Source organism: Catellatospora sp. NPDC049609 (assembly GCF_040675365.1).
Classification (GTDB): Bacteria; Actinomycetota; Actinomycetes; order Mycobacteriales; family Micromonosporaceae; genus Catellatospora.
Genome location: NZ_JBFAOU010000036.1, coordinates 15474 through 34836, shown reverse-complemented (window position 1 = coordinate 34836; position 19363 = coordinate 15474). Strand labels below are relative to the sequence as shown.

Below are 19363 nucleotides of genomic sequence, written 5' to 3'. Positions count from 1 at the left end.
GAGTTCCCGGCGGCCCGATCGTCATACCGGTGTCAGCACACATCAGCAGGACGCGAGGGAGCATCCCGATGAGCACGGAGTGGACCGCGAACGCCGCCGGTAACGGGCAGTACGCCGAGGTCAACGGCCTGAACATGTACTACGAGACGCACGGCTCGGGCAGCCCGCTGATCCTGCTGCACGGCGGGCTCGGCTCGGGGGAGATGTTCGGGCCGGTGCTGGCGGCGTTCGCCGAGCACCGCCAGGTGATCCTGCCCGACCTGCAGGCCCACGGCCGCACGGCCGACATCGACCGGCCGCTCGACATCCGGCTGATGGCCGACGACATCGCGGCGCTGATCGACCACCTCGGCCTGGACCGCCCGGACGTGGCCGGCTACTCGCTCGGCGGCGGCGTGGCGACGGCGCTCGCGGCCAAGCATCCGGAGAAGGTCGGCCGGCTGGTGGTGCTGTCGACGTACATGCGCAGCGACGCGGTGTACGCGGAGATCCGCGCGCAGCAGGGGCAGGTGAGCGCGGCGGCGGCCGAGTTCATGAAGGAGACCCCGATGTACGAGCTCTACCAGCGGGTCGCGCCGCGCCCGGAGGACTTCCCGCGGCTGCTCGACAAGATCGGCGCCGCGATGGCGATCCCGATCGACTTCACCGAGGAGGTGCGCGGCCTGCAGGTGCCGACGCTGATCGCCGCCGGTGATGCCGACATGGCCCCGCCGAGCCACTTCGTCGAGGTGTTCGCGCTGCTCGACGGTGGTCTGCGCGACGGCGGCTGGACGGGCGAGGGCCGGCCGAAGGGCGGGCACGCGCTCGCGATCCTGCCCGGAGCGACCCACTACAACAGCTTCCTGTCGCCGCTGTTCGCCGCGACCGCCCTGGCCTTCCTCGACCAGCCCCAGCCCTGACCGGGCGCACCGGCTCGCCGTTCGGAGCTCCGTGCCCGCTGTGCGAACAGCGGGCGCGGAGCTCTGCTCATGACGTGCTCGGTGCGGCGGTGCGGCGGCGGGCCGACGCCAGCAGGGGCATGGTCACGGCGGCGGCGGCCAGGGCGAGCGTGGCGGCGCCCGAGGCGAACAGGGTGCCGCCGGGGCCGAGCCAGGTGACCAGCGGCCCGCCCAGCGCGGCTCCGATCGGCGCCGCGGCGACCGTGATCGAGCCGCGCGCGGCCAGCACGGCGGGCAGGTCGGCCGGGTCGGCGGCGGCCTGGAACAGGGTGATGTTGAAAGCGGGGAACGGCCCGTAGATGATCCCGCCCACGGCGAGCCCCGCCATGGTGACCCAGGTCGAGGTGGTGAAGCCGAACGGCAGCAGCGCCGCGCCCCAGCCCGCGATGACCGCGACGGTGAACGGCCACGGCGCGACCCGGCGCAGCGTGCCCGCGAGCAGGCCGCCGACCAGCGCGCCGATGCCGAAGACGGCCCAGTACGCGCCGAGGAAGTCGGCGGAGCGGCCCAGCGTGTCGACGATGAACAGCGGCAGCGCCACCTCGACCGGCCCGTACAGGAAGAAGAAGACGGCGGTGAGGGCGAGCAGGCCCAGCAGGTCCGGCCGCCGGGCGAGGATCCGGAAGCCGCCGCTCGCGCGCTCGGCGTCCGGCTCGGCGGTGGCGCCGGCGGGCACCCGGATGCCGCGCAGCACGGCGGCGAGCACCAGGTAGCTCAGCGCGTCGACGGCCAGCGCCGTGGCCGGCCCCGTCGCCGCGACCAGCACCCCGGCCAGCGGTGGGCCCGCGATGATGGCGGTGGTCTGGCTGGTGCCGAGCAGGGTGTTGGCGCTGAGCCGGTGTGCGGCCGGCACGAGCGCGCTGACCAGCGTGTACGTGCCCGCCGAGCCCCAGGCCATCAGCAGCGACGACACCGCGAGCAGGCCGACGTACGCGAGCGGGGTGAGCAGGCCGAGCACGTGCAGCAGGGCGGCGGTGCCCAGCGCGCCGCCGCGCAGCAGCGCGTTCGCGGTGACCAGGGTGCGCGCGTCGGCCCGGCGCAGCCAGCGGGACAGCACCAGCGCGCCGAGCGCGGCGGGCAGCGTGTACGCGGCGACCGCCGCCCCGACCACCAGCGCGGCCCGGTCGGGCGCGGCGATCTGGATCGCCAGCCAGGAGATCGCCACCACGCTCAGCCCGTCGCCGAGGTAGGACACGGTCTCGCCCGCCAGCAGGCGGCGGAACGCCGGCACCGCCAGCACGTCCCGGTACGCGGCGGGGACCAGCCGTCTTGCTGCTCGCATCGGCACAGCCTGCCAGCTCAAGCACGGTTGAGGTCAACCCCGGAACCCGCCCGTCCGGGTGTGACTCGTCACCCGTGAGGCCGTTCGGCGCGCCGCGGCGGGCGCGGGCACGGCCGCGCCCGGGACGTGCGGGCGGCTCGGGGGTATGCCCAGAGCGGCCGCGCCGTCGACACTGAGGTGCCGACGGCGCGGCACGGACGAGATGACGACAGACGAGGCGAGGAGCAGGCATGCAGAGGAGTTTCCGGGCCGGTCGGTGGCCGGTGGCCGTGGCCGCGGTCGGTGTGCTGGCGGTGGCGGGGTGCACGTCGGAGCAGCCCCAGGCGACGCCGGGTGCCACGGCGGCGAGTGGCGCAGCGGCGAGCAGCGCGGCGGCGGCGCCGAGCCCGACGGGTCCGTGCACGCCGCGGGTCGTCGTCGCCAAGCTGCCGGACTGGGCGGACGCGGGCTTCAGCGGCGACACCACGATCGCGCACACGATCGGCGAGCGCGGGGAGATCGCGGCGATCCTGTTCGCCAACCCGCTGACCCACGACCGGAAGGACGGGGCCAACAACAAGATCCTCTGGGTGGCGCGCGACCCGGACAGCGGCGGCGAGCCGCTGCGGATCGTCGCCCGCCTGGACGGCCGCGGTCAGCCGGTGGCCGAGCAGGTCGCGGGCGGGCCGGGACCGTCCATCATCAACCTGCCGGGTCCGGGCTGCTGGCGGCTGGACCTGACCTGGAAGGGCCACACCGACACGATGGACCTGGTGTACGCGGCGGGCTGAGCGGCCGCCATCCTTACCGGACCGGTGGGGGTGCACAGACCTACCGCTGCCCTGGAGCAGCGGGTTATGGTGCGTCAATGACTAACGGGAGCGCTTCCACGCCGGGCGGCGACGGCGTGGCCGCTCCACCGACCCTCGCCGAGGTGGCCCGCGCGGCGGGGGTCTCCATCGCGACCGCCTCGCGCGTGCTGAACAACTCCAGCCGGGTCAGCCCCGAGGCGTACCAGAGCGTCTGCGACGCGGCGAGCCGGCTCGGCTACCGCCGCCACCGCGCCGCGTGGGGCCGCTCGCAGACGCAGGTGCGCGCCGTCGCGGCGGTCATCCACGCCGGGCACCGGCTCGTCTTCACCGAGCCGTTCTTCGCCCGGTTCATCGGCGCGGTCGAGATGGAGCTGGCCCAGCACGACATGCCGCTGCTGGTGACGAACGTGTCCGGCACGCTCGCCGAGACGGTCGGGCGCTACCTGCGTGCGGGCAGCGTCGCCGGGGTCATCGTCGTCTCCGACCACGGGCCGCTGCCGCTGTCGGGCTCGCTGGCGGCGCTCGGCCTGCCGGTGACCGTGGTCGGCCGCCCGCTGCACCCCTACCAGGTGCCCTACGTGGACGCCGACAACCGGGGCGGCGCGCGCGAGGCGGTGGAGTACCTGCTGGCCAAGGGCCGCCGCGCGATCGCGCACCTGGCCGCCCCGCCGGACACGGGGCCGGGCGCGGACCGTCGTGCCGGATACACCGAGGCGATCCGCGCGGCCGGGCTGACCGACCTGCCCATCGCGTACGGGGACTGGAGCCAGGCCTCGGCCGCGCACGCCATGCAGCGGCTGCTCGACCAGCGCCCGCAGCTCGACGCGGTGTTCGCCGCCTCCGACATGATGGCCTCGGGCGCCGTGCGCTACCTGCGCCGGGCCGGGCGGCGGATCCCCGACGACGTCGCGGTCATCGGGTTCGACGATCACGCGCTCGCCGCGCAGGTGCGCCCGGCGCTGACCACGGTGCGCCAGCCCATCGAGCAGATCGGCGCAGCCGCCGTGCGCAGCCTGCTCGCGCTGGCCGCGGGCGAGCTGCCGCCCGACCAGGCCGCGACCGTGCTGCCCACCGAACTGATCCTGCGCGACTCGGCCTGAGCCGGTCAGGTGGTCAGCTGGAGGCGGACGCTGGAGCCGCCGGGGTGCGTGTACACGCGGACCAGGTCGCACAGCAGGTTGGCGGTCAGCAGGCCGTCGCCCGATCCGCCGGTGCGCACGCCCGCCAGGGCATCGTGGCGCGGGCCGGCATCGTCGAGCTGGCAGACGATGTAGTCCAGCTCGGTCCACACGGAGACGGTGGCGGGCCGGCCGGTGCGCCGGATGGTGCCGGCGGCCAGCTCGCCGGTGGCGGCGGTGAGCAGGTCCTGCCGGTGGGGTTTGAGCCCGGCCGCGCCGGTCCGCGCCGCCACGAACGCCAGCAGCTCGCCCACCTCGGCCGCGGTCGTGAACCCCATGGTCGCGGCGTGTGCGGGCACGGGCGGCAGCGGCCGGTTGCAGTCCGCGACGGTCAGCCGCGGGTCGGCGTACGCGGGACTGGGCCGCAGCCCGCCCCGGCGCTGCAGGAACGGGTGGGTGCGGTGTGCGTCGTGGACCACGTGCGGTTCGAGCTGGGCCGCGTCGTAGGGGCACAGCAGCGCCGCGTCGCGGCCCGCGAAGGCGAGGTTGACCAGCGCCTCGTGCGCGACGCAGGCCGGGTACTCCAGCTCGCTGCGGCCGGGCCAGACCGGCTCGGCGACGATGGCGGCGCGGTGTCCGGGGTGGCGGTCGGCGAAGGCCAGCAGCACCCCGGGCAGGATGCGTCCGGGGTTGCGCCCCTCCACGGTCATGTCGGCGAAGCGCACCCGGGCGCCGGAGGAGCCGAGGCAGTCGCGCAGGATCTCCAGCTTGGCGCTGGGCACCGCGACCAGCACCGGCTGCCCGGAGTGCAGAGCGGCGTGGACGAACGCGAGGACACCTGCGACATACTCGGCGACGCTGCGGTACGGGAAGCCCACATGGTCGGGACGGGCGACGGCCATGGCCGTCACGTCGCCGTCGATGCTGGTGGGAGCGTCGGAGAACCGCTGTGCACGAGCCATCGAGGCACCAGTCGCCATGCCATAGGGGCAGCGTTACCCGGCGGGTCCGCGCGGTAAACCAGGTTTGCGGAGTTTTCTCGCGCCGCGGTGAAACGGCTGACCGCCGGTGCCGCTTGCGCGACACCGGCGGCCGTGCCGCCGCGGCGGGGCCCAAGTTTCCGCTTCGGCGGCACTCTCCCTACGGGCCCGCCGCGCCGGAGCACCCCAGCGCGGGCGGGTTCCCCGCCGGCCGGGCCAGGCCCGGCCGGCGTAAGGATGGCCCCGCTCCTGAGCACCCAGGCGGATGCGGGACCATCGTCACGGGCGTCAGCTCAGCGGCGGGTAGGCGTTCGCCATCAGCTGCTGGAACTGCGCGGAGAACCAGTGACCCGAGACCGGCGCGTTGGGCAGGGCGCCGGACATGCTGTTGCCGTTGCGCGGGTTGCCGGTGTACGTCGGGTCGCACATCCGGTCGAAGCCCTTGCCCTCGTCGTTCGGGATCAGCGAGCTGGAGCCGTCGGACTCGCCCGGCGGCTTGATCCAGACGTACGCGTCGATGCCGGCGGCGGGCGCCGAACGCGGACGCTCACCGAGGCCGGCACCGGCCTGGTTGCACCAGTTGCCCTTGTGGATGCGGCGGTCGATGCGCGACTGGTTGACGAACGTGTTCAGGTCCGTCGACGTGCTCGGCGCCGTGGGCCGGGTGGTCTGGGTCGGCTGGCAGGGGGTCTGCACGCAGCTGCCCCAGCCGTTGCGCGAGGTGTCGATCAGCATGCCGATGCTCGACGAGAAGCCGGCCGTGACCAGTCGCTGCCGGAACGCCTGGGCGAACGCCAGCTCCTCGTTGTACCGGTTCCAGTCGATCCACGTGGTCTGCCGCAGCTGCTCGGTGATGGAGCCGACGTACGGCTCGGTCAGCGCCGACGTGTTGGCCGTGTTGGCGATGAAGCCGTGCACGTTGGCGGCGGTGCTGCCGGACGCGGTCGCGGCCGTGAACATCATGTTCGCGGTCGGGCCGAAGTTGTCGTCCCAGCCGATCCAGCCGTGGTGGCCGGCGTCGATGTAGTTGTAGACGTTCGGGATCGCGCCGAGCTTGTTCAGCGCGTAACCGACGCCGTCGACGTAGCCGCGGTTGGCCAGCATGGTGTCGCACATGGTGGTCGCGGTCGGCCGGCCGCTGACGTTGGTCACCAGGTTCGGCAGTGAGTCGATCTCGATGATCGCCACGATCCGCAGGTTCGCGTACGCGGGGCGGGCCAGGATCGCCGCCATCGGGTCGATGTACTCCGTCTTGTACCGGTTCAGCTCGGTCGGGCCCAGCTCGCCGTTGGAGGCCAGCGCGGCGCAGTCACGGCCGGGCAGGTTGTAGACGACGATCTGGATCACCAGCGGCGTGGCGCCGTTGGCGGCGTCCTGGGTCACCGCCTGGTCGAGGTGGTCGGCCAGGCCCATGGTGCCGGTGGTCGGGCTGCCGTTGCCGGTCAGCGCGCTGATCCGGTCGAACCAGACGCCGGTGGGCTGGTTGGCGATCCGGCTGCCGCCGGGCTCGGCCAGCGCCTTGGCGCGCCACTGCGGGTTCACGTACACGCCCGCGTTGGCGTACGGGTTGTCGGCCCGCGGGCCGCCGGTGCCGCCGTCGTTGTCGGCCTCGGTCGCGGTCACGGTGACCGAGGTGAGGCCGCTGGACGCGACGGTGAACGGCCGGGTGCCGGCGGTGTTGTCCGAGTCCTCGGCCGCGGCCAGGGTGACGTTCTGGTTGGTGTTCCAGTTGCTCGTCGTGAACGTCAGGCTGCCGCCCGAGGACACGGTGAGGTTGCTGTCACCGGAGCCGGCCGTCGTGGTGACCGTGACGTTGGCCGTCGGCTGCCGGTTGAGGCGCACCGCGAAGGTGGCCGTGCCGCCCTCGGGCACGCTCACCGCGGTCGAGGAGACGACCAGGGACTGCGGCGTCTGCGTCGAGTCGTTGTCGGCCTCGGTCGCGTTGACGGTGACCGAGGTCAGGCCCGACGCGGCCACCGTGAACGGCCGGGTGCCGTTGGTGGTGTCGGTGTCCTCGGCGGCGGCCAGGGTGACGTTCTGGTTGGTGTTCCAGTTGCTCGACGTGAAGGTCAGGCTGCTGCCCGACGACACGGTGAGGTTGCTGTCACCGGAGCCGGCCGTCGTGGTGACCGTGACGTTGCTCGTCGGCTGCGCCGACAGCCGTACGGCGTAGGTCGCCGTGCCGCCCTCGGGCACGCTCACGCTGGTCGGCGAGACCACCAGGCTGAGCGTGGGCTGCGGGTTGGTGCCGCCGCAGGACACGCCGTTGACCGCGAAGTTGCTCGGGTTGGTGTTCGTGCCGCTGTACGAGGCGTTGAACCCGATGCCGGTGGACGCGCCGGTGGCCAGGCTGCCGTTGTAGGACAGGCTCGTCGCGGTGACGTTCTGGCCCGACTGGCTGTAGTTGGCCGACCAGCCCTGGATGTTGCCCTGGTTGCCGGGCCAGGTCCAGGTCAGCGACCAGCTGGTCAGCGGGTCGCCGGTGTTGGTCAGGTTGATGTTGGCGCCGAAGCCGCTGCCGTTGTCCCACGCCTTGGTGTACGTGACCTGGCAGGACACGGCGGCCTGGGCGGGTGCGGCCACGGTGGCGAGGCCGACGGTGGCCAGCGCGCTCGCCGCGAGCATCGCCACGGCGCGCCGCGCGGAGGATCTGATCGGAAGTCTCACTCGGGTACTCCTTGAGCCAGAGGCCGGACCGATGGAGATCGGTACGGCGGCCTGCGCCGAGCGGCGGTCACCGGGCGGGGCGGCGCGCGCGGCACAGGAAGGAATGGACAGCCCGGACGGCTGTGACGGCGGTGCGCGGCACCACCCGGTGGGACCGGGGCCCTTGGTGCCGAGTCGCGCGGTTGGCTCCCTGCGCGCCGTAATCGAAGTTTCACACCGGCGCAACAAGAGCACAACGTGCGTCGATGTTTCTGGCACGAATTTGTTTGTCTACCCGACGAATCTACGGCGCGCCGTCGTGGCCGCCGTCCGGTCCCGGATGGACCGCGCTCGCGACGGGGCGGAGTCCGGCTCAGTGGGCCCGCGAGGGGGCGAGCTGCGCGTGGCAGACCGGGCAGGTGCGGTGGATCAGGCCGCGCTCGATCGCCTCCCGGGTCGCGGCGCGCACGCCCATCAGGGCGCCCATGAACAGCGCGGTCAGCGCGAAAGGCGCGCTCACGAGCACCAGGAGCCAAGTCATGGGAGGACTATACGAACAGGTGAGCGTTCCCACCGCCCCCTTGGGATCTTGTACGCGGAATCCCTTCAGCGGCGGACGCCCGACCGTCGGGCGAGCGCCGTGTCACCGGGTGACGTCACGGCGGTGCGGCGGGTCATCGCTCCATTCTGGTCGCCCGCCGATCCCGGACGTGCATCGACGAATCCTCACAAAACCACCACATCGGGCCGAAGAACTCGTGATGCTGGGCATCAGTACTCGACCGGCGGGAGCGCGCGCATGAGCACGAAGGCGAACGGCTTCGACCCGACACCGTCCTGGCACCGCCGGGTGTCGCTGACCGTGCTCCCGTCCGGCGAGCGGACACCCGCCGACGCGCCGCTGGGGGTGCCGGTCGCGGCGTCGGGCGGGTTCCCCGCGGTGCTGCCGGTGGGCCGACAGGATCTGACCGCCGCCGGGTTCGCCGGCAAGCCCGGCCAGACGCTGGTGCTGCCGCGGCAGGACGGCCCGCCGCTGGTGGCGGTGGGTGCCGGGGAGCCGGGCGGGGGCGGGGCCGACGCGCTGCGCGACGCCGCCGCGGCGTACGCCCGCGCGGCGGGCACCGCCGAGCAGCTGGCGCTGTCGCTGACCGAGCTGTCCGGCGTCGCGCCCGAGTCGGCCGGGCAGGCCGCGGTCGAGGGGATGCTGCTCGCCCGGTACCGCTTCGGCGTGCTGAAACGGGAGCCGGAACCGCCCGTCACCGCGGTGACCCTGGTCTGCGCGCCGGACGCGGTCGCGGCGGTGGAGCGCGGCGCGCGCCGTGGGCTGGCGTACGCCCAGGCCGCCTCGCTCGCCCGCGACCTGGCCAACTCGCCGCCCAGCCTGCTCACCGCGGAGCGGCTCGGCGCGACCGCGGCCGAGCTGGGCGCCGACTGCGGGCTGTCCGTCGAGGTGTACGACCGGGACGCGCTGCTCGAGCTGGGCTGCGGCGGCCTGCTCGGGGTCAACGCGGGCAGCGCCGACGAGCCACGGATGATCAAGTTGCGCTACCGGCCCGCCGCCGCCGACGCGCCCCGGCTGACCCTAGTCGGCAAGGGCATCATGTACGACTCCGGCGGCATCAGCCTCAAACCCGCCGACGCCGTGCACGCCACCATGAAGAACGACATGTCCGGCGCCGCCGCCATCCTCGCCGCGATGTCGCAGCTACGCGGGCTGGACTGCCCGGTCGCGGTCACCGGGTACCTGATGTGCACCGACAACATGCCCTCGGGCACCGCCGTCAAGCTCGGCGACGTGCTCACCATGCGCGGCGGCACCACCGTCGAGGTGGTCAACGCCGACGCCGAGGGCCGGCTGGTGATGGCCGACGCGCTGGTGCTGGCGACCGAGGAGCCGGTGGACGCGATCGTCGACATCGCCACGCTCACCGGCGCCTGCCTGCGCGCGCTGGGCCCGCAGGTCGCCGGGGTGTTCGGCAACGACCAAGGCCTGGTCGACCAGGTGCGGGCGGCCGCGACCAGGGTCGACGAGCCGGTCTGGCAGCTGCCGCTCGCGCACCGCTACCGGGCCGAGCTGGACTCCGACGTCGCCGACATCAAGAACATGGGCGGGGCGAACGGGCAGGCCATCCACGCCGCGCTGTTCCTGGAGGAGTTCGTGGCGGGCACCCCGTGGGCCCACGTCGACATCGCCGGCACGGCGCAGAACGACACGCCGCGCACCTGGTTCCCGCAGGGCTGCACCGGGTTCGGCGCGCGCCTGCTGCTGGACCTGGCGCTGGCCTTCACCCGCCCGCAGCCGGACCCGCTCGCCGCCGGCCGGCGGTCATGAGCGGGCCCGCCCGCGCCGCCGCGCACCCCGAGGAGAAGGCATGACCGCGGCCGCCGTACCCGCCGGGAAACGGACCTTCACCCAGCGGATGCTGGACGGGGTCGAGCGGGTCGGCAACAAGGTCCCGCACCCGGTGATGATCTTCCTGATCCTGATCGGCCTGATCATCGTCCTGTCGGCGGTGTTCGCCGCGATGGGCGTCAAGGTGACCTACGAGACCGCCGCGCCCGTGCCGATCGTGGGGCAGGAGACCTACCCCGGCGGCACCCAGGAGCCGTCGCTCGAGATCCCGCCCGCCGAGCTCTACCACCCCAAGGTCGAGACGTACACCGCGACCACGGAGATCAAGAGCCTGCTCACCGCGGACGGCATCCGGTTCATCTTCACCTCGGCGGTCAGCAACTTCACCAACTTCGGCGTGGTCGGCGTCATCCTCGTCGCGATGATCGGCGTGGGCCTGGCCGAGCGGGCCGGGCTGATCGGCGCGCTGATCCGCAAGCTCGTCGCGGTCGCCCCGCCGTGGTCGCTGACCTTCATCATCGTGCTCGTCGGCATCCTGTCGTCGATCGCCTCCGACGCCGGCTACCTCGTGCTCATCCCGCTCGGCGCGGCCGCGTTCCTGAGCGTCGGGCGGCATCCGCTGGCGGGCCTGGCCGCCGCGTTCGGCGCGGTCGGCGGCACGTTCATGGTCAACATCCTGATCACCCCGACCGACGGCATCATCACCGAGATCACCAACGAGGCCATCGCGCTGGCCGACCCGGCCCGGAAGATCAGCTTGACCGACAACATGCTGTTCGCCATCGGCTCCACGATCTTCCTGGCGTTCCTGATCACGTTCATCACGGAGAAGGTGATCGAGCCCCGGCTCGGGAAGTTCACCGGCGCCGTCTCGCACGAGCCGACCGACGTGCCCGAGGCCGCCCCCGCCGAGGGCGACGCCGCCCCGGCCGCGCAGGCACGCGGGCTGCGCCACGCGCTGTGGGGGCTGCTCGCCGTGGTCGCCGTGCTCCTGCTGCTGTCCGTGCCGCCCAAGCCCTGGGGCATCCTGCGCAACCCGGTCACCGGCAGCCTCATCGAGGACTCGCCGCTGATGGACAGCCTGATCTTCATCATCATGCTGATCTTCCTGGTGTGCGGCCTGTGCTACGGCAAGGGCGCCGGGACGCTCAAGGGCAGCGCCGCCGCCATGGACGCCATCACCAAGACGTTCGCCGGGCTCGGCGGCCTGATCTTCATGCTGCTGGTCATCGCCCAGTTCATCGCGTACTTCAACTACACCAACATGGCCACGGTCGCCGCGGTCAAGATGGCCGACGGCCTGGAACGCGCCAACATCGGCCCGCTGTGGCTGCTCATCGGCTTCATCCTGGTGGTGCTGATCCTGGACATCATCATCCCGGGCGTCATCCCGAAGTGGGCCATCTTCGCGCCCATCTTCGTGCCGCTGTTCCTGCGGCTGGGCGTCGCGCCGCAGACCGTGCTGGCCGCGTACCGGGTCGCGGACTCGCCGATGAACGTGGTCACCCCGCTGATGGTGTACCTGCCGTTCATCGTGCTGCTGGCGCAGCGGTACAAGAAGGAGGCCGGCGTCGGCACGGTGATCTCGCTGATGATCCCGTACACCCTGATCATCGCGGTGGCGTGGACGCTGTTCTTCGTGCTCTGGTATCTGCTCGGCATCCCGCTCGGCCCCGGCGCGCCGGTCAAGCTGTCGTAGGTCCGCGGTGAGCCGGGCGGCGGGCGCGTTCGCGATCCCCGCGCGGTCGGGTGGGGCCCGGCGGGTGCCGGGTCGGCGGCTCGGTGGGGAGATCACTGTTCCGTGTCATGATCTGCGGTTCAGGCGCAGGTTCCGACACGGAACAGCGATCTTCCCCAGGTCAGCGGGGTGCGGGAAGGTCCTGGTAGCGGGGGCCGTCGCCGGTGGACACCCGGGTCCAGACGGCGCGGAACAGGTCCGCGACCGGCCGCCCGGCCAGCACGGTGCCCAGCGGTGCGGACTCGGGCCCCAGGCCCAGGGACTCCGCCTTCCACGACTCCAGCGGCAGCGCGGGCGCCCTCAGCTCCCGCCAGCCGCCGGGCAGGAACACCGTGCGCCCGGCGCGGGCCCGGCGCGCCTCGACGACCAGCCCCGCCGCCATCAGGGCGGCCCGCAGCGGCTTCAGCCCCGCCGCGGTGAGGCCCAGCCAGCGGGCCGCGTTCGCGTCGGTCGGGTCGGGCAGCGCCAGCAACTGCAGGTAGTACGCGGCCGCCTCGGGGCTCAGCGCGTGGGCCGCCGCCACCGCCGCCACCAGCTCGGGCACGCTGTGCCGCGGATCGTGCGGGTACGCCCCCGCCGGGAGCGTCCCGCCCTCGTCGATCGCCGCGTCCAGCGCGGTGCCGCGCAGCAGCCGCAGCGCCGCGCTCAGCTCGGGCGGGCCGAGCACCAGCGCCGGATCGTCCGGAGTGGAAATCTCCCGGGGAAGCAGGTGGTACGTCGCGTACCCGCCCTGCTCGTGGCTGCGCCACAGCCCGGGCAGCCCGTCGGGCACCAGGGCCTGCGGCACGAACGACGTGCCCACGGCCAGTTTCGGGTTGTCCAGGCGCTGCCGCAGCAGCTCCAGCGCGCGGGGCAGCCGGGCGCGCAGCGGATCGCCGGCGGGCAGCCGGTACGCCAGCCAGGCCAGCGCCGCCGCGGCCGCGGGCAGCTGCCGCTCGGTGAACGGCTCGCCCTGCCCGGCTGTGGTGACCAGGTGCCACTCGTGCGCCTCGCTCACCCCGTCGGTGCACATCCAGCCGTCGGGGCGCGGATCGACCACGGCCTGCACGACCCGTGCCCCGTCCCGGCCGGGGAGCACGCGTCCGGCCTCGACGAGCAGCTCCGCCGCGATCGGCGTACGCCTGCCGAACAGCTCGGTCCAGCGGGCCGCCACCGCGTCCACGTCGGGGCCGCCGGTCCACAGCCGCGCCGGGTCGTCCGGGACGGCCGCGTCGAGCAGCACGACGCGGTGCTCATGCGCGACGTCGTGCCAGCGGGCCCGCGCCAGCCGGGCCTCGGCCGCGGACAGCCCGAGCACCTTACGCAACGCCGGGGTGAGGGCGGGCTCATGCTGATCGCCGATCGGCAGCCCGGCCAGCAGCAGCACCGCCTCGGGGCGGGTCAACCCGGTCAGCTCGGCGAGCCGCACGGCCGCCTCCGGGCGCAAGGGCGCCGCACCCTCGCGGTCGAGCAGGTCGGCGGCGGTCCGCAGCCGCGCGGCCTCACCCCACCCCGCCCGGCGGATCTCCCGCCGCACCTCGATGCCCTCGATCGGCGCGAACGCGGCCTCCGGGCAGCGGTCGACGGCGTACCGGATGGACGCCCGCACCCGCCCGTCGTCACCCACCAGGCGGCGCCGGCCGGACAGGAAGGCGATGCGGCGCTCGCCGGCGCGCACCAGACCGGCCCACCGGAAGTTCTCGTCCACCGCCAGCTCGACGAAACGCACCCGCGAATCGGGCGCGGCGAACGGCGAGTCCGCGAACGCCCGCAGCAGCCGGGTCACCGCGAGCCGGCGCGCGTCGCTCGACGTGGGAGAGGCGGCGACCGTCAGCAGCGCGCCCAGGCCGGGCAGCAGCTGCGGCCACGGCGCCTCGGCGTTGGGCAGCTTCGCGCCCGGCACCTCGTCCAGCGCGTCCGCGAGCCCGGTGACCTGGCCCAGCACGGCGGCGCGCACGTCGGTCGTGCCGTCGTAGTACCGGGCGTGCCAGCGGACCAGCGGCTCCAGCGCCCCGGCCAGCTCCGCATCGGACACGGTCGGCGCGGCCGCCGCCGTCCCGGCGGTCGGGTGTCCGGACGTCGCGGGCATCGCGGGAGCCGGGGCCGCCGCCTCGACCAGCTTCGCCAGGCCGGCGAGCCGGTCGGTCAGGCGCAGAGCGGTGCGCACCAGGCCACGGATCGCGCGGCGCGGCTCCGGATGGGTCAGCGCCGGCAGCCGCCGTTGCACAGCCCGGTCGATCAGGCCGTCGAGGTCGGCCTGCCCGCCCGCGGCGACGTCGGACAGCAGGGCCGCGGCCAGCTCGGTGGTGACCGCGCGCAGGGCGGCCGAGCCCGCCTCGTCGCGGGGGCGCAGCGCGTGCCAGTGCGTGAACGGCGGGCGGGTGTGCGTGGCGGCGCACTCCTGCACCGGGCTGGTGCCGTCGGCGTCCCACACGGTGACGGTGAGGTGGGCGCCGCGTACCCAGGTGGCGTCCTTCGCCGTGACCGGACGGGGGCGGTCGTCGCCGGGCAGGGTCAGCGCCCCGACGAGGTGGTGGCCCGGCGCGGCGGCGGTCAGGCGCACGGTGCGCCCGTCCACCGACCGGCCCAGCTGGGAGCCGTCGGGCAGGACGTGCAGGCGCCAGCCGAGCAGGCCGTCCGCACAGCCGAGCGGCGAGCCGGCGTACGCGGCCGGGGCGGGCCGCAGCCAGGACCACAGCGGCGCCAGCCGCCCGTCCGCCGGTGCGCCGTCGGCGAAGAACGCCGGTCCGCCGTACCGGCCGCCGTGGCCGGTGGCCGGGTCGTACTCGCGCCAGCGCCACCCGGTCGCCGGGCCGGGCGCGTCGCCGTCCGGTTCGCACCGCCAGTAGGTGGTGCCGTCACTGCTCACCGGATACCGGCGGGGTTCGGTGCCGTCGCCCGCGTGCCAGGGGCGGGAGCCGGTGGTGACGCCGCCGCCGGGCAGCGGCAGGTGCGGCATCGGGCCGCCGGTCCACACCCGCTCGCCACCGCGCCGGACGAAGGGCTCGCCGGGCCGGTCCGCCCAGTAGCCCCAGTGGCCCTGGTAGCCGTCGCCGGTGACCAGCAGGCGGCCGTCGACCTCGCGGCAGCCGATGGCCACGCTGTGCCAGGAGGAGTCCGGCGGAGTCTGGATCACGTGCTCGAACGGCTCGCCCTCGGGCGGCACGGCGACCACGCGGATCTCGTCGGTCACCGCCGCCGCGGGCCAGCTGTCGGACGCGTGGACGCGCTTGAGCGCAGTCACCGCGGCGTCGTACGCGGGCCAGCCCAGCTCGTCGACGAGGCCCGCCCGCAGCGTGCGGGCCAGCGTCGCGGCGATGTCGGCCGCGGCGGTCCGGCGCAGGTCCTCGGGCGCGACGGCGACGCCCGCCGCGGACCACAGCGGCGCCAGCGCCTTCGCCACCAGCTCCAGCCCGGCCAGGGTGGTGTCGTCGACCCGCGTGGTCACCTGCGCGATCCCGGCCCGCGCCGCGGCGCGCACCCCGGGCAGCACCAGGATCTCGGCCAGCCGAGCCGTGGCGAGAGTGCGGTCGGCGTACACGTGCGAGTAGCGGTCGAGCAGCTGCCACACGCCGCGGGTCAGCGCGGGCAGCAGCACCGGGTCCGCGGCGATCGCGGCCAGGTCGCGGCGGCCCGCCGGCTCGGCGTCGAACCACAGATGCAGGGGCAGCCCGTCCGGCCATCCGTGATGGTCGGCCACCGGCACGTCCAGGGACAGGCACCGGTCCATCAGGTTCAGGTCGGTCGCACCGTGCGCGGCGTGCAGCCGCAGCGGTCGGCCCGCCGCCCGCAGCCGCGGCGCCAGCCGCTCGACCAGCGCCGTCAGCCGGGGGCACGGCTTGCGGAGCTGCCGGTGCCGGGCCGCCCGGTGCTGGGCGAAACGCTCCAGCCAGTCCGCCGCGTCGGCCTCCCCGCGGGCCAGCGCGTCCGCGGCGCCGGTCGCCTCCAGCAGCTCCAGCCACTGGTCGAGCACCTCGCCACCGGCGTCGGCCGGGTCGGGCACGATCGCCAGCAGCCGCGCGGTGACCGCCGGCTCGCGGCGCGCCAGCCGCTGCAACGCGGGCCGGTACGCCTTCCAGAGGCTCTCGTGCGCGCGCACCACCGCGGGCAGGCCGAGCAGCTCACGGGCGAGCGACTCGTCCTCGGCCGCGCCGTCGAGCCCGGCCGCCTTCGCCAGCCGGCGCAGCTCCGCGGCGAAGCCCGCGCCCGGCGCCAGGCCGCCCGCCACGCGGTGCACGGCGACCTCGCGGACCAGCGCGTACGCCTCCGGTCCGGGGCGGCGCCCGGCGACGTCGCGGGCGTACTCGGTGAGCGCCTTGCCCGGCAGGGCGCCCGCCAGCGCGAACTCCAGGTGCACGTCGCGCAGCCGCCGCTCGTCCACGGCGAGCCCGTGCACCTGCTCGGCGCGCCGGGCCGCGGTGAAGCACATCGCCGCCTGGCGCAGGTTGTCCGCGGCGAGGTAAGCCCGCCCGGCCTGCTCCCAGAACGGGGGCAGGAAGTGCGGCACCGTCGCGCCGAGCCGCCGCGCGAGCGCCTCGTAGCCGTCGCGGGCGTTACCCGGTTTGGACCGGGCCGTCCGCGCCAGCTTCTCCATGTCCTTGACCAGCGCCAGCGCCTCGCGGCCGTGGGCCGGGTCGTGCACCAGCACCCAGGCGGGGAAGCCCAGCGTCCGGGTCCGCGCGTGGCCCACCGGCCCGGCGGGCCCGGCGGTGAAGCCGAGGAACTCCATGCTCAGGTCCTCGGCCGCGCCGACCGGCGCGCTGGCCAGGCGCACGACGGTGCGGCCGGGCAGCGCCGGATGGGTGTAGTCGCGGGCGGTCAGCACGGTGACCGCCGGGTCCGCCGGGCCGTCGCCGGGCAGCACCGCGCCCGCGTCCAGCAGCCGATCGTGAGTGCTCATGCGCCCTGCCCTCCGGTGGCGGCCGCGTGCAGCGCCGCGGCGAGCCGTACGCCCTCGGACCAGACGATCGGCGGCACCTCGCCGAAGCCCAGCCCGCGTCCCTGCGCGTCGGTGAACTCCAGCTCACCGAGCATGGCCTCCGCGCCGGGGTCGCCGTCGCCGAGCCAGATCGAGGCGTCGACCGCGCCGCCGTCCGCCCAGCACCGGCTGCGGGCGGTGCCGGCGCGCACGACGCAGCCCAGGGCCGTCGCGCGGGTGGTCGCGTGCCGCAGCTGCGCGTAGCGCGCCTCGGCGTAGCCGGCCAGCACCGCCCGGCAGGCGGCATCGTCGGCGGGTTTGCGGTACGCCTCGCGGAACAGCTGCGTGACGCCCTGCCGCACGTCCAGCTCGGCCGCGAACTCGCGCAGCTCGTCGAGGTCGTCGAGCAGCACCGGGTGCGGCACCGCGAACAGCTGCCCGGACAGCCGTGCCGACTCGCCGTCGAGGCCGACCACGCCCAGCCCGCGCCCGGCGTCGACGTCGCGCAGGAACCCGGCGCGGCCGAGGTCCGGCACGCCGTCGGCGTACGGCGTCACGACCAGGTCGCGCAGCGCGCCCCGCCAGGCGTCGTCGGCCCAGACGCGGGTCAGCACCGGCAGGGTGACCGGCAGTCCGCGCACCATCCACCGCTCGACCTCGGCCACGCACTCGGCCTCGTGCCGGGCCAGCCAGTCGCGCAGCTGCCGCAGCTCGGCGACGACCGGATCGTCTTTAAGGGACGCGGGCAGGCTCCGCAGCCGGGTGCCCTGCGCGTTGCGGCAGACCACCCTGCCCTTGTCGAGGGCCACGTCGTAGCCCGAGCCCGTCGGCAGCCAGCCCATCGTCATCCTCCCCGTCACGTGCGGGGGAGTATGCCAGCGCCGCCCGACAGTTGCGTAAGCAGATTTTCCGGAAGACAGGGATGGCGCTCGCGCCGAAAACGAGGTACCTTCGCTCCAAGCCCGCTTCGACGGTTTCCCCCGTGATCGCCGAAGCGGGCTTCTTCATGCCCTGTCCTAGCTGGTCAGAGCAGCAGCACGCCTGGGTTGAGCACGCCCGCGGGGTCCACCGCGGCCTTGGCCGCCCGCAGCGCCAGTGCGAACGGCTCGGGCCGCTGACCTGCGTACCAGGGCAGGTGGTCGCGGCCGACGGCGTGGTGGTGGGTGATCGTGCCGCCGTGCGCGGCGATCGCGTCGCCCGCGGCCCGCTTGAGCGCGTCCCAGATCGCGACCTCCGCTCCGCGCCGCCCGGCCGCGTAGACGGTGAAGTACGGCGCCGGGCCGTCCGGGTAGACGTGCGTGAACCGGCAGGTGACCAGCGCCGGGTGCCCCGTCTCGGCGACGCCCGTGGTGGCGACCGCGGCGACCACGGCGGCGTGCAGCGCCTCGAACGCCGACCAGGTGCAGGCCGTCTCGAACGTCTCCACCACGACCCCGAGCCGCGCCAGCCCGTCGCGCAGGTACGGCGCGCCCACGAACGTCTCGCGCCACTGCCCGGCGGTGTCGCGCGCGGCCTGCTCGGGCACGCCGCGGTGCGCGCGGCACAGCTCGACGGCCCGTGCGAGCTGCGCGTCCACCGGATGGTCGGCGGACTCGAAGGCCAGCAGCAGCCGGCTCGCGCCGTCGCCGGCGGCCGCGCCGAGCATCGCCTCCAGCGGGTCGAGCAGGCGGCAGTTGGCCGGGCGCAGGCCCGACTGGGCCACCGCGCGGACCGCGCGGACGGCGTCGGCGTACGCCTCGAAGCGCAGCGCGGCCCCGGCCCGGAACTCCGGGCGGCGCTGCACCCTGGCCCAGCCCTGGGTGATGACGCCGAGCGCGCCCTCCGACCCGAGCCACAGCCGGTCCGGCGAGGGACCCGCGCCGGAGGCGGGCACCCGCAGCGACTCGGCGATCCCGGCGCCGGTGACCACCCGCAGCGACTCGACCAGGTCGTCGATGTGGGTGTACCCGGTGGCGTAGTGCCCGCCCGCGCGGGTGGCCAGCCAGCCGCCGAAGGTGGAGAACTCGAAGCTCTGCGGGAAGTGCCGCAGCGTCAGCCCGTGCGGCCGCAGCGCGTCCTCCAGGTCCGGCCCGAGCGTGCCGCCCCTGATCAGCGCGGCCCGGCTGACCTCGTCCACCTCGACCACCCCGGACAGGCCGGTCAGGTCCAGCGACAGCCACGGCCCGCCGCCGCGGAACTCCACGCCGCCGACGACGCTGGTGCCGCCGCCGAACGGCACCACCGGCACGCCCGCCGCCGCGGCCCAGTCCAGCACCGCGACCACGTCCGCCTCGTCGCGCGGGTAGGCGACCAGGTCCGGCGGGTTGGCCAGCTCGCCGCGCAGCAGCCGCACCACGTCGCGGTACGCGCGCCCGTACGCGTGCGCGGCCCGGCTCCGCGCGTCGTCGCGGCACAGCGCAGCGACCGCGGCGGGCGGCCGCAGTCGCGACGCGGGCAGCTCCGGCACCGGCGGCACCGGCGCCGGCCCGCCCTCCAGCGGCAGGAACGGGCTGACCCGCCGCGCCAGTTTCGCGCAGGCCGCGGCGTCGAGCGCCTGGTCCGCCCACCCCCAGCCCCACCAGGACCGCTCGCGCCCGGCCGTGGTGCGGGCTCCCTCTGTGCCGTTCATCAAGCTCCCTTC

The 19363-nt window shown here is 74.8% G+C and carries 11 protein-coding genes and 2 pseudogenes; 5 read left to right on the top strand and 8 right to left on the bottom strand.

What is annotated here, in order from left to right; all coding sequences use genetic code 11:
* The first annotated feature begins 68 nt into the window (after window positions 1–68).
* On the top strand, window positions 69–899 hold the full coding sequence (locus tag AB0J67_RS13330; RefSeq protein ID WP_363480857.1) for an alpha/beta hydrolase: 831 nt from the start codon (window positions 69–71) through the stop codon (window positions 897–899).
* Window positions 900–966: 67 nt separating this feature from the next.
* Here AB0J67_RS13330 and AB0J67_RS13325 read toward each other — a convergent pair whose 3' ends face one another.
* Window positions 967–2220, bottom strand: coding sequence for an MFS transporter (locus AB0J67_RS13325; protein ID WP_363480854.1), 1254 nt, complete (start codon window positions 2218–2220; stop codon window positions 967–969).
* A 230-nt stretch (window positions 2221–2450) separates the two neighbouring features.
* Between AB0J67_RS13325 and AB0J67_RS13320 the strand changes: the two genes are divergently transcribed.
* Complete coding sequence (locus AB0J67_RS13320; protein WP_363480851.1) at window positions 2451–2990, top strand: hypothetical protein; 540 nt, start codon at window positions 2451–2453, stop codon at window positions 2988–2990.
* A gap of 77 nt (window positions 2991–3067) precedes the next feature.
* A complete protein-coding gene (locus AB0J67_RS13315; RefSeq protein WP_363480848.1) occupies window positions 3068–4111 on the top strand; it encodes a LacI family DNA-binding transcriptional regulator in 1044 nt (347 codons plus the stop codon).
* Between the two features lie 5 nt (window positions 4112–4116).
* Here the strand turns inward: AB0J67_RS13315 and AB0J67_RS13310 are convergent, their stop codons facing one another.
* The 4 genes and pseudogenes from AB0J67_RS13310 to AB0J67_RS13295 form a co-directional block, all read right to left on the bottom strand.
* Window positions 4117–5091: an MEDS domain-containing protein gene (locus AB0J67_RS13310; RefSeq protein WP_363480845.1), complete on the bottom strand. Its 975-nt coding sequence runs from the start codon at window positions 5089–5091 to the stop codon at window positions 4117–4119.
* 306 nt (window positions 5092–5397) lie between these two features.
* Window positions 5398–6693, bottom strand: a pseudogene (locus AB0J67_RS13305) (glycoside hydrolase family 6 protein); the annotation flags it as partial.
* Between the two features lie 681 nt (window positions 6694–7374).
* A pseudogene (locus AB0J67_RS13300) lies at window positions 7375–7734 on the bottom strand (cellulose binding domain-containing protein); the annotation flags it as partial.
* Window positions 7735–8128: 394 nt separating this feature from the next.
* Complete coding sequence (locus AB0J67_RS13295) at window positions 8129–8296, bottom strand: hypothetical protein (RefSeq protein WP_363480842.1); 168 nt, start codon at window positions 8294–8296, stop codon at window positions 8129–8131.
* A 258-nt stretch (window positions 8297–8554) separates the two neighbouring features.
* Between AB0J67_RS13295 and AB0J67_RS13290 the strand changes: the two genes are divergently transcribed.
* The gene (locus AB0J67_RS13290; protein ID WP_363480839.1) at window positions 8555–10087 is read left to right on the top strand and encodes a leucyl aminopeptidase; all 1533 of its coding nucleotides are present in this window, start codon (window positions 8555–8557) and stop codon (window positions 10085–10087) included.
* A 40-nt stretch (window positions 10088–10127) separates the two neighbouring features.
* Window positions 10128–11807 carry an AbgT family transporter gene (locus AB0J67_RS13285; RefSeq protein ID WP_363480837.1) on the top strand — a complete coding sequence of 560 codons (1680 nt, stop codon included), beginning with the start codon at window positions 10128–10130 and terminating at the stop codon, window positions 11805–11807.
* A gap of 160 nt (window positions 11808–11967) precedes the next feature.
* On the opposite strand, the gene AB0J67_RS13280 is transcribed toward AB0J67_RS13285, so the two are convergent.
* The 3 genes from AB0J67_RS13280 to AB0J67_RS13270 all read right to left on the bottom strand — a co-directional run bounded on the left by AB0J67_RS13280 (window position 11968) and on the right by AB0J67_RS13270 (window position 19351).
* Window positions 11968–16725 (bottom strand): hypothetical protein, encoded by a 4758-nt coding sequence (locus tag AB0J67_RS13280; protein ID WP_363480834.1) that lies wholly within the window; start codon window positions 16723–16725, stop codon window positions 11968–11970.
* Window positions 16722–17603: a DUF4132 domain-containing protein gene (locus tag AB0J67_RS13275; protein WP_363480831.1), complete on the bottom strand. Its 882-nt coding sequence runs from the start codon at window positions 17601–17603 to the stop codon at window positions 16722–16724. Before AB0J67_RS13275 ends, AB0J67_RS13280 begins: the two co-directional genes overlap by 4 nt.
* Window positions 17604–17767: 164 nt before the next feature.
* Window positions 17768–19351 (bottom strand): FAD-binding oxidoreductase, encoded by a 1584-nt coding sequence (locus tag AB0J67_RS13270; protein ID WP_363480828.1) that lies wholly within the window; start codon window positions 19349–19351, stop codon window positions 17768–17770.
* Window positions 19352–19363 lie beyond the last annotated feature (12 nt).

Excerpts from the sequence above, each read along its gene's own strand:
- AB0J67_RS13285 (WP_363480837.1), top strand. The coding sequence starts at position 10,128 with ATGACCGCGGCCGCCGTACCCGCCGGGAAACGGACCTTCACCCAGCGG.
- AB0J67_RS13320 (WP_363480851.1), top strand. The coding sequence starts at position 2,451 with ATGCAGAGGAGTTTCCGGGCCGGTCGGTGGCCGGTGGCCGTGGCCGCG.
- AB0J67_RS13295 (WP_363480842.1), bottom strand. The coding sequence starts at position 8,296 with ATGACTTGGCTCCTGGTGCTCGTGAGCGCGCCTTTCGCGCTGACCGCG.
- AB0J67_RS13315 (WP_363480848.1), top strand. The coding sequence starts at position 3,068 with ATGACTAACGGGAGCGCTTCCACGCCGGGCGGCGACGGCGTGGCCGCT.
- AB0J67_RS13290 (WP_363480839.1), top strand. The coding sequence starts at position 8,555 with ATGAGCACGAAGGCGAACGGCTTCGACCCGACACCGTCCTGGCACCGC.
- AB0J67_RS13310 (WP_363480845.1), bottom strand. The coding sequence starts at position 5,091 with ATGGCTCGTGCACAGCGGTTCTCCGACGCTCCCACCAGCATCGACGGC.
- AB0J67_RS13325 (WP_363480854.1), bottom strand. The coding sequence starts at position 2,220 with ATGCGAGCAGCAAGACGGCTGGTCCCCGCCGCGTACCGGGACGTGCTG.
- AB0J67_RS13270 (WP_363480828.1), bottom strand. The coding sequence starts at position 19,351 with ATGAACGGCACAGAGGGAGCCCGCACCACGGCCGGGCGCGAGCGGTCC.
- AB0J67_RS13280 (WP_363480834.1), bottom strand. The coding sequence starts at position 16,725 with ATGAGCACTCACGATCGGCTGCTGGACGCGGGCGCGGTGCTGCCCGGC.
- AB0J67_RS13330 (WP_363480857.1), top strand. The coding sequence starts at position 69 with ATGAGCACGGAGTGGACCGCGAACGCCGCCGGTAACGGGCAGTACGCC.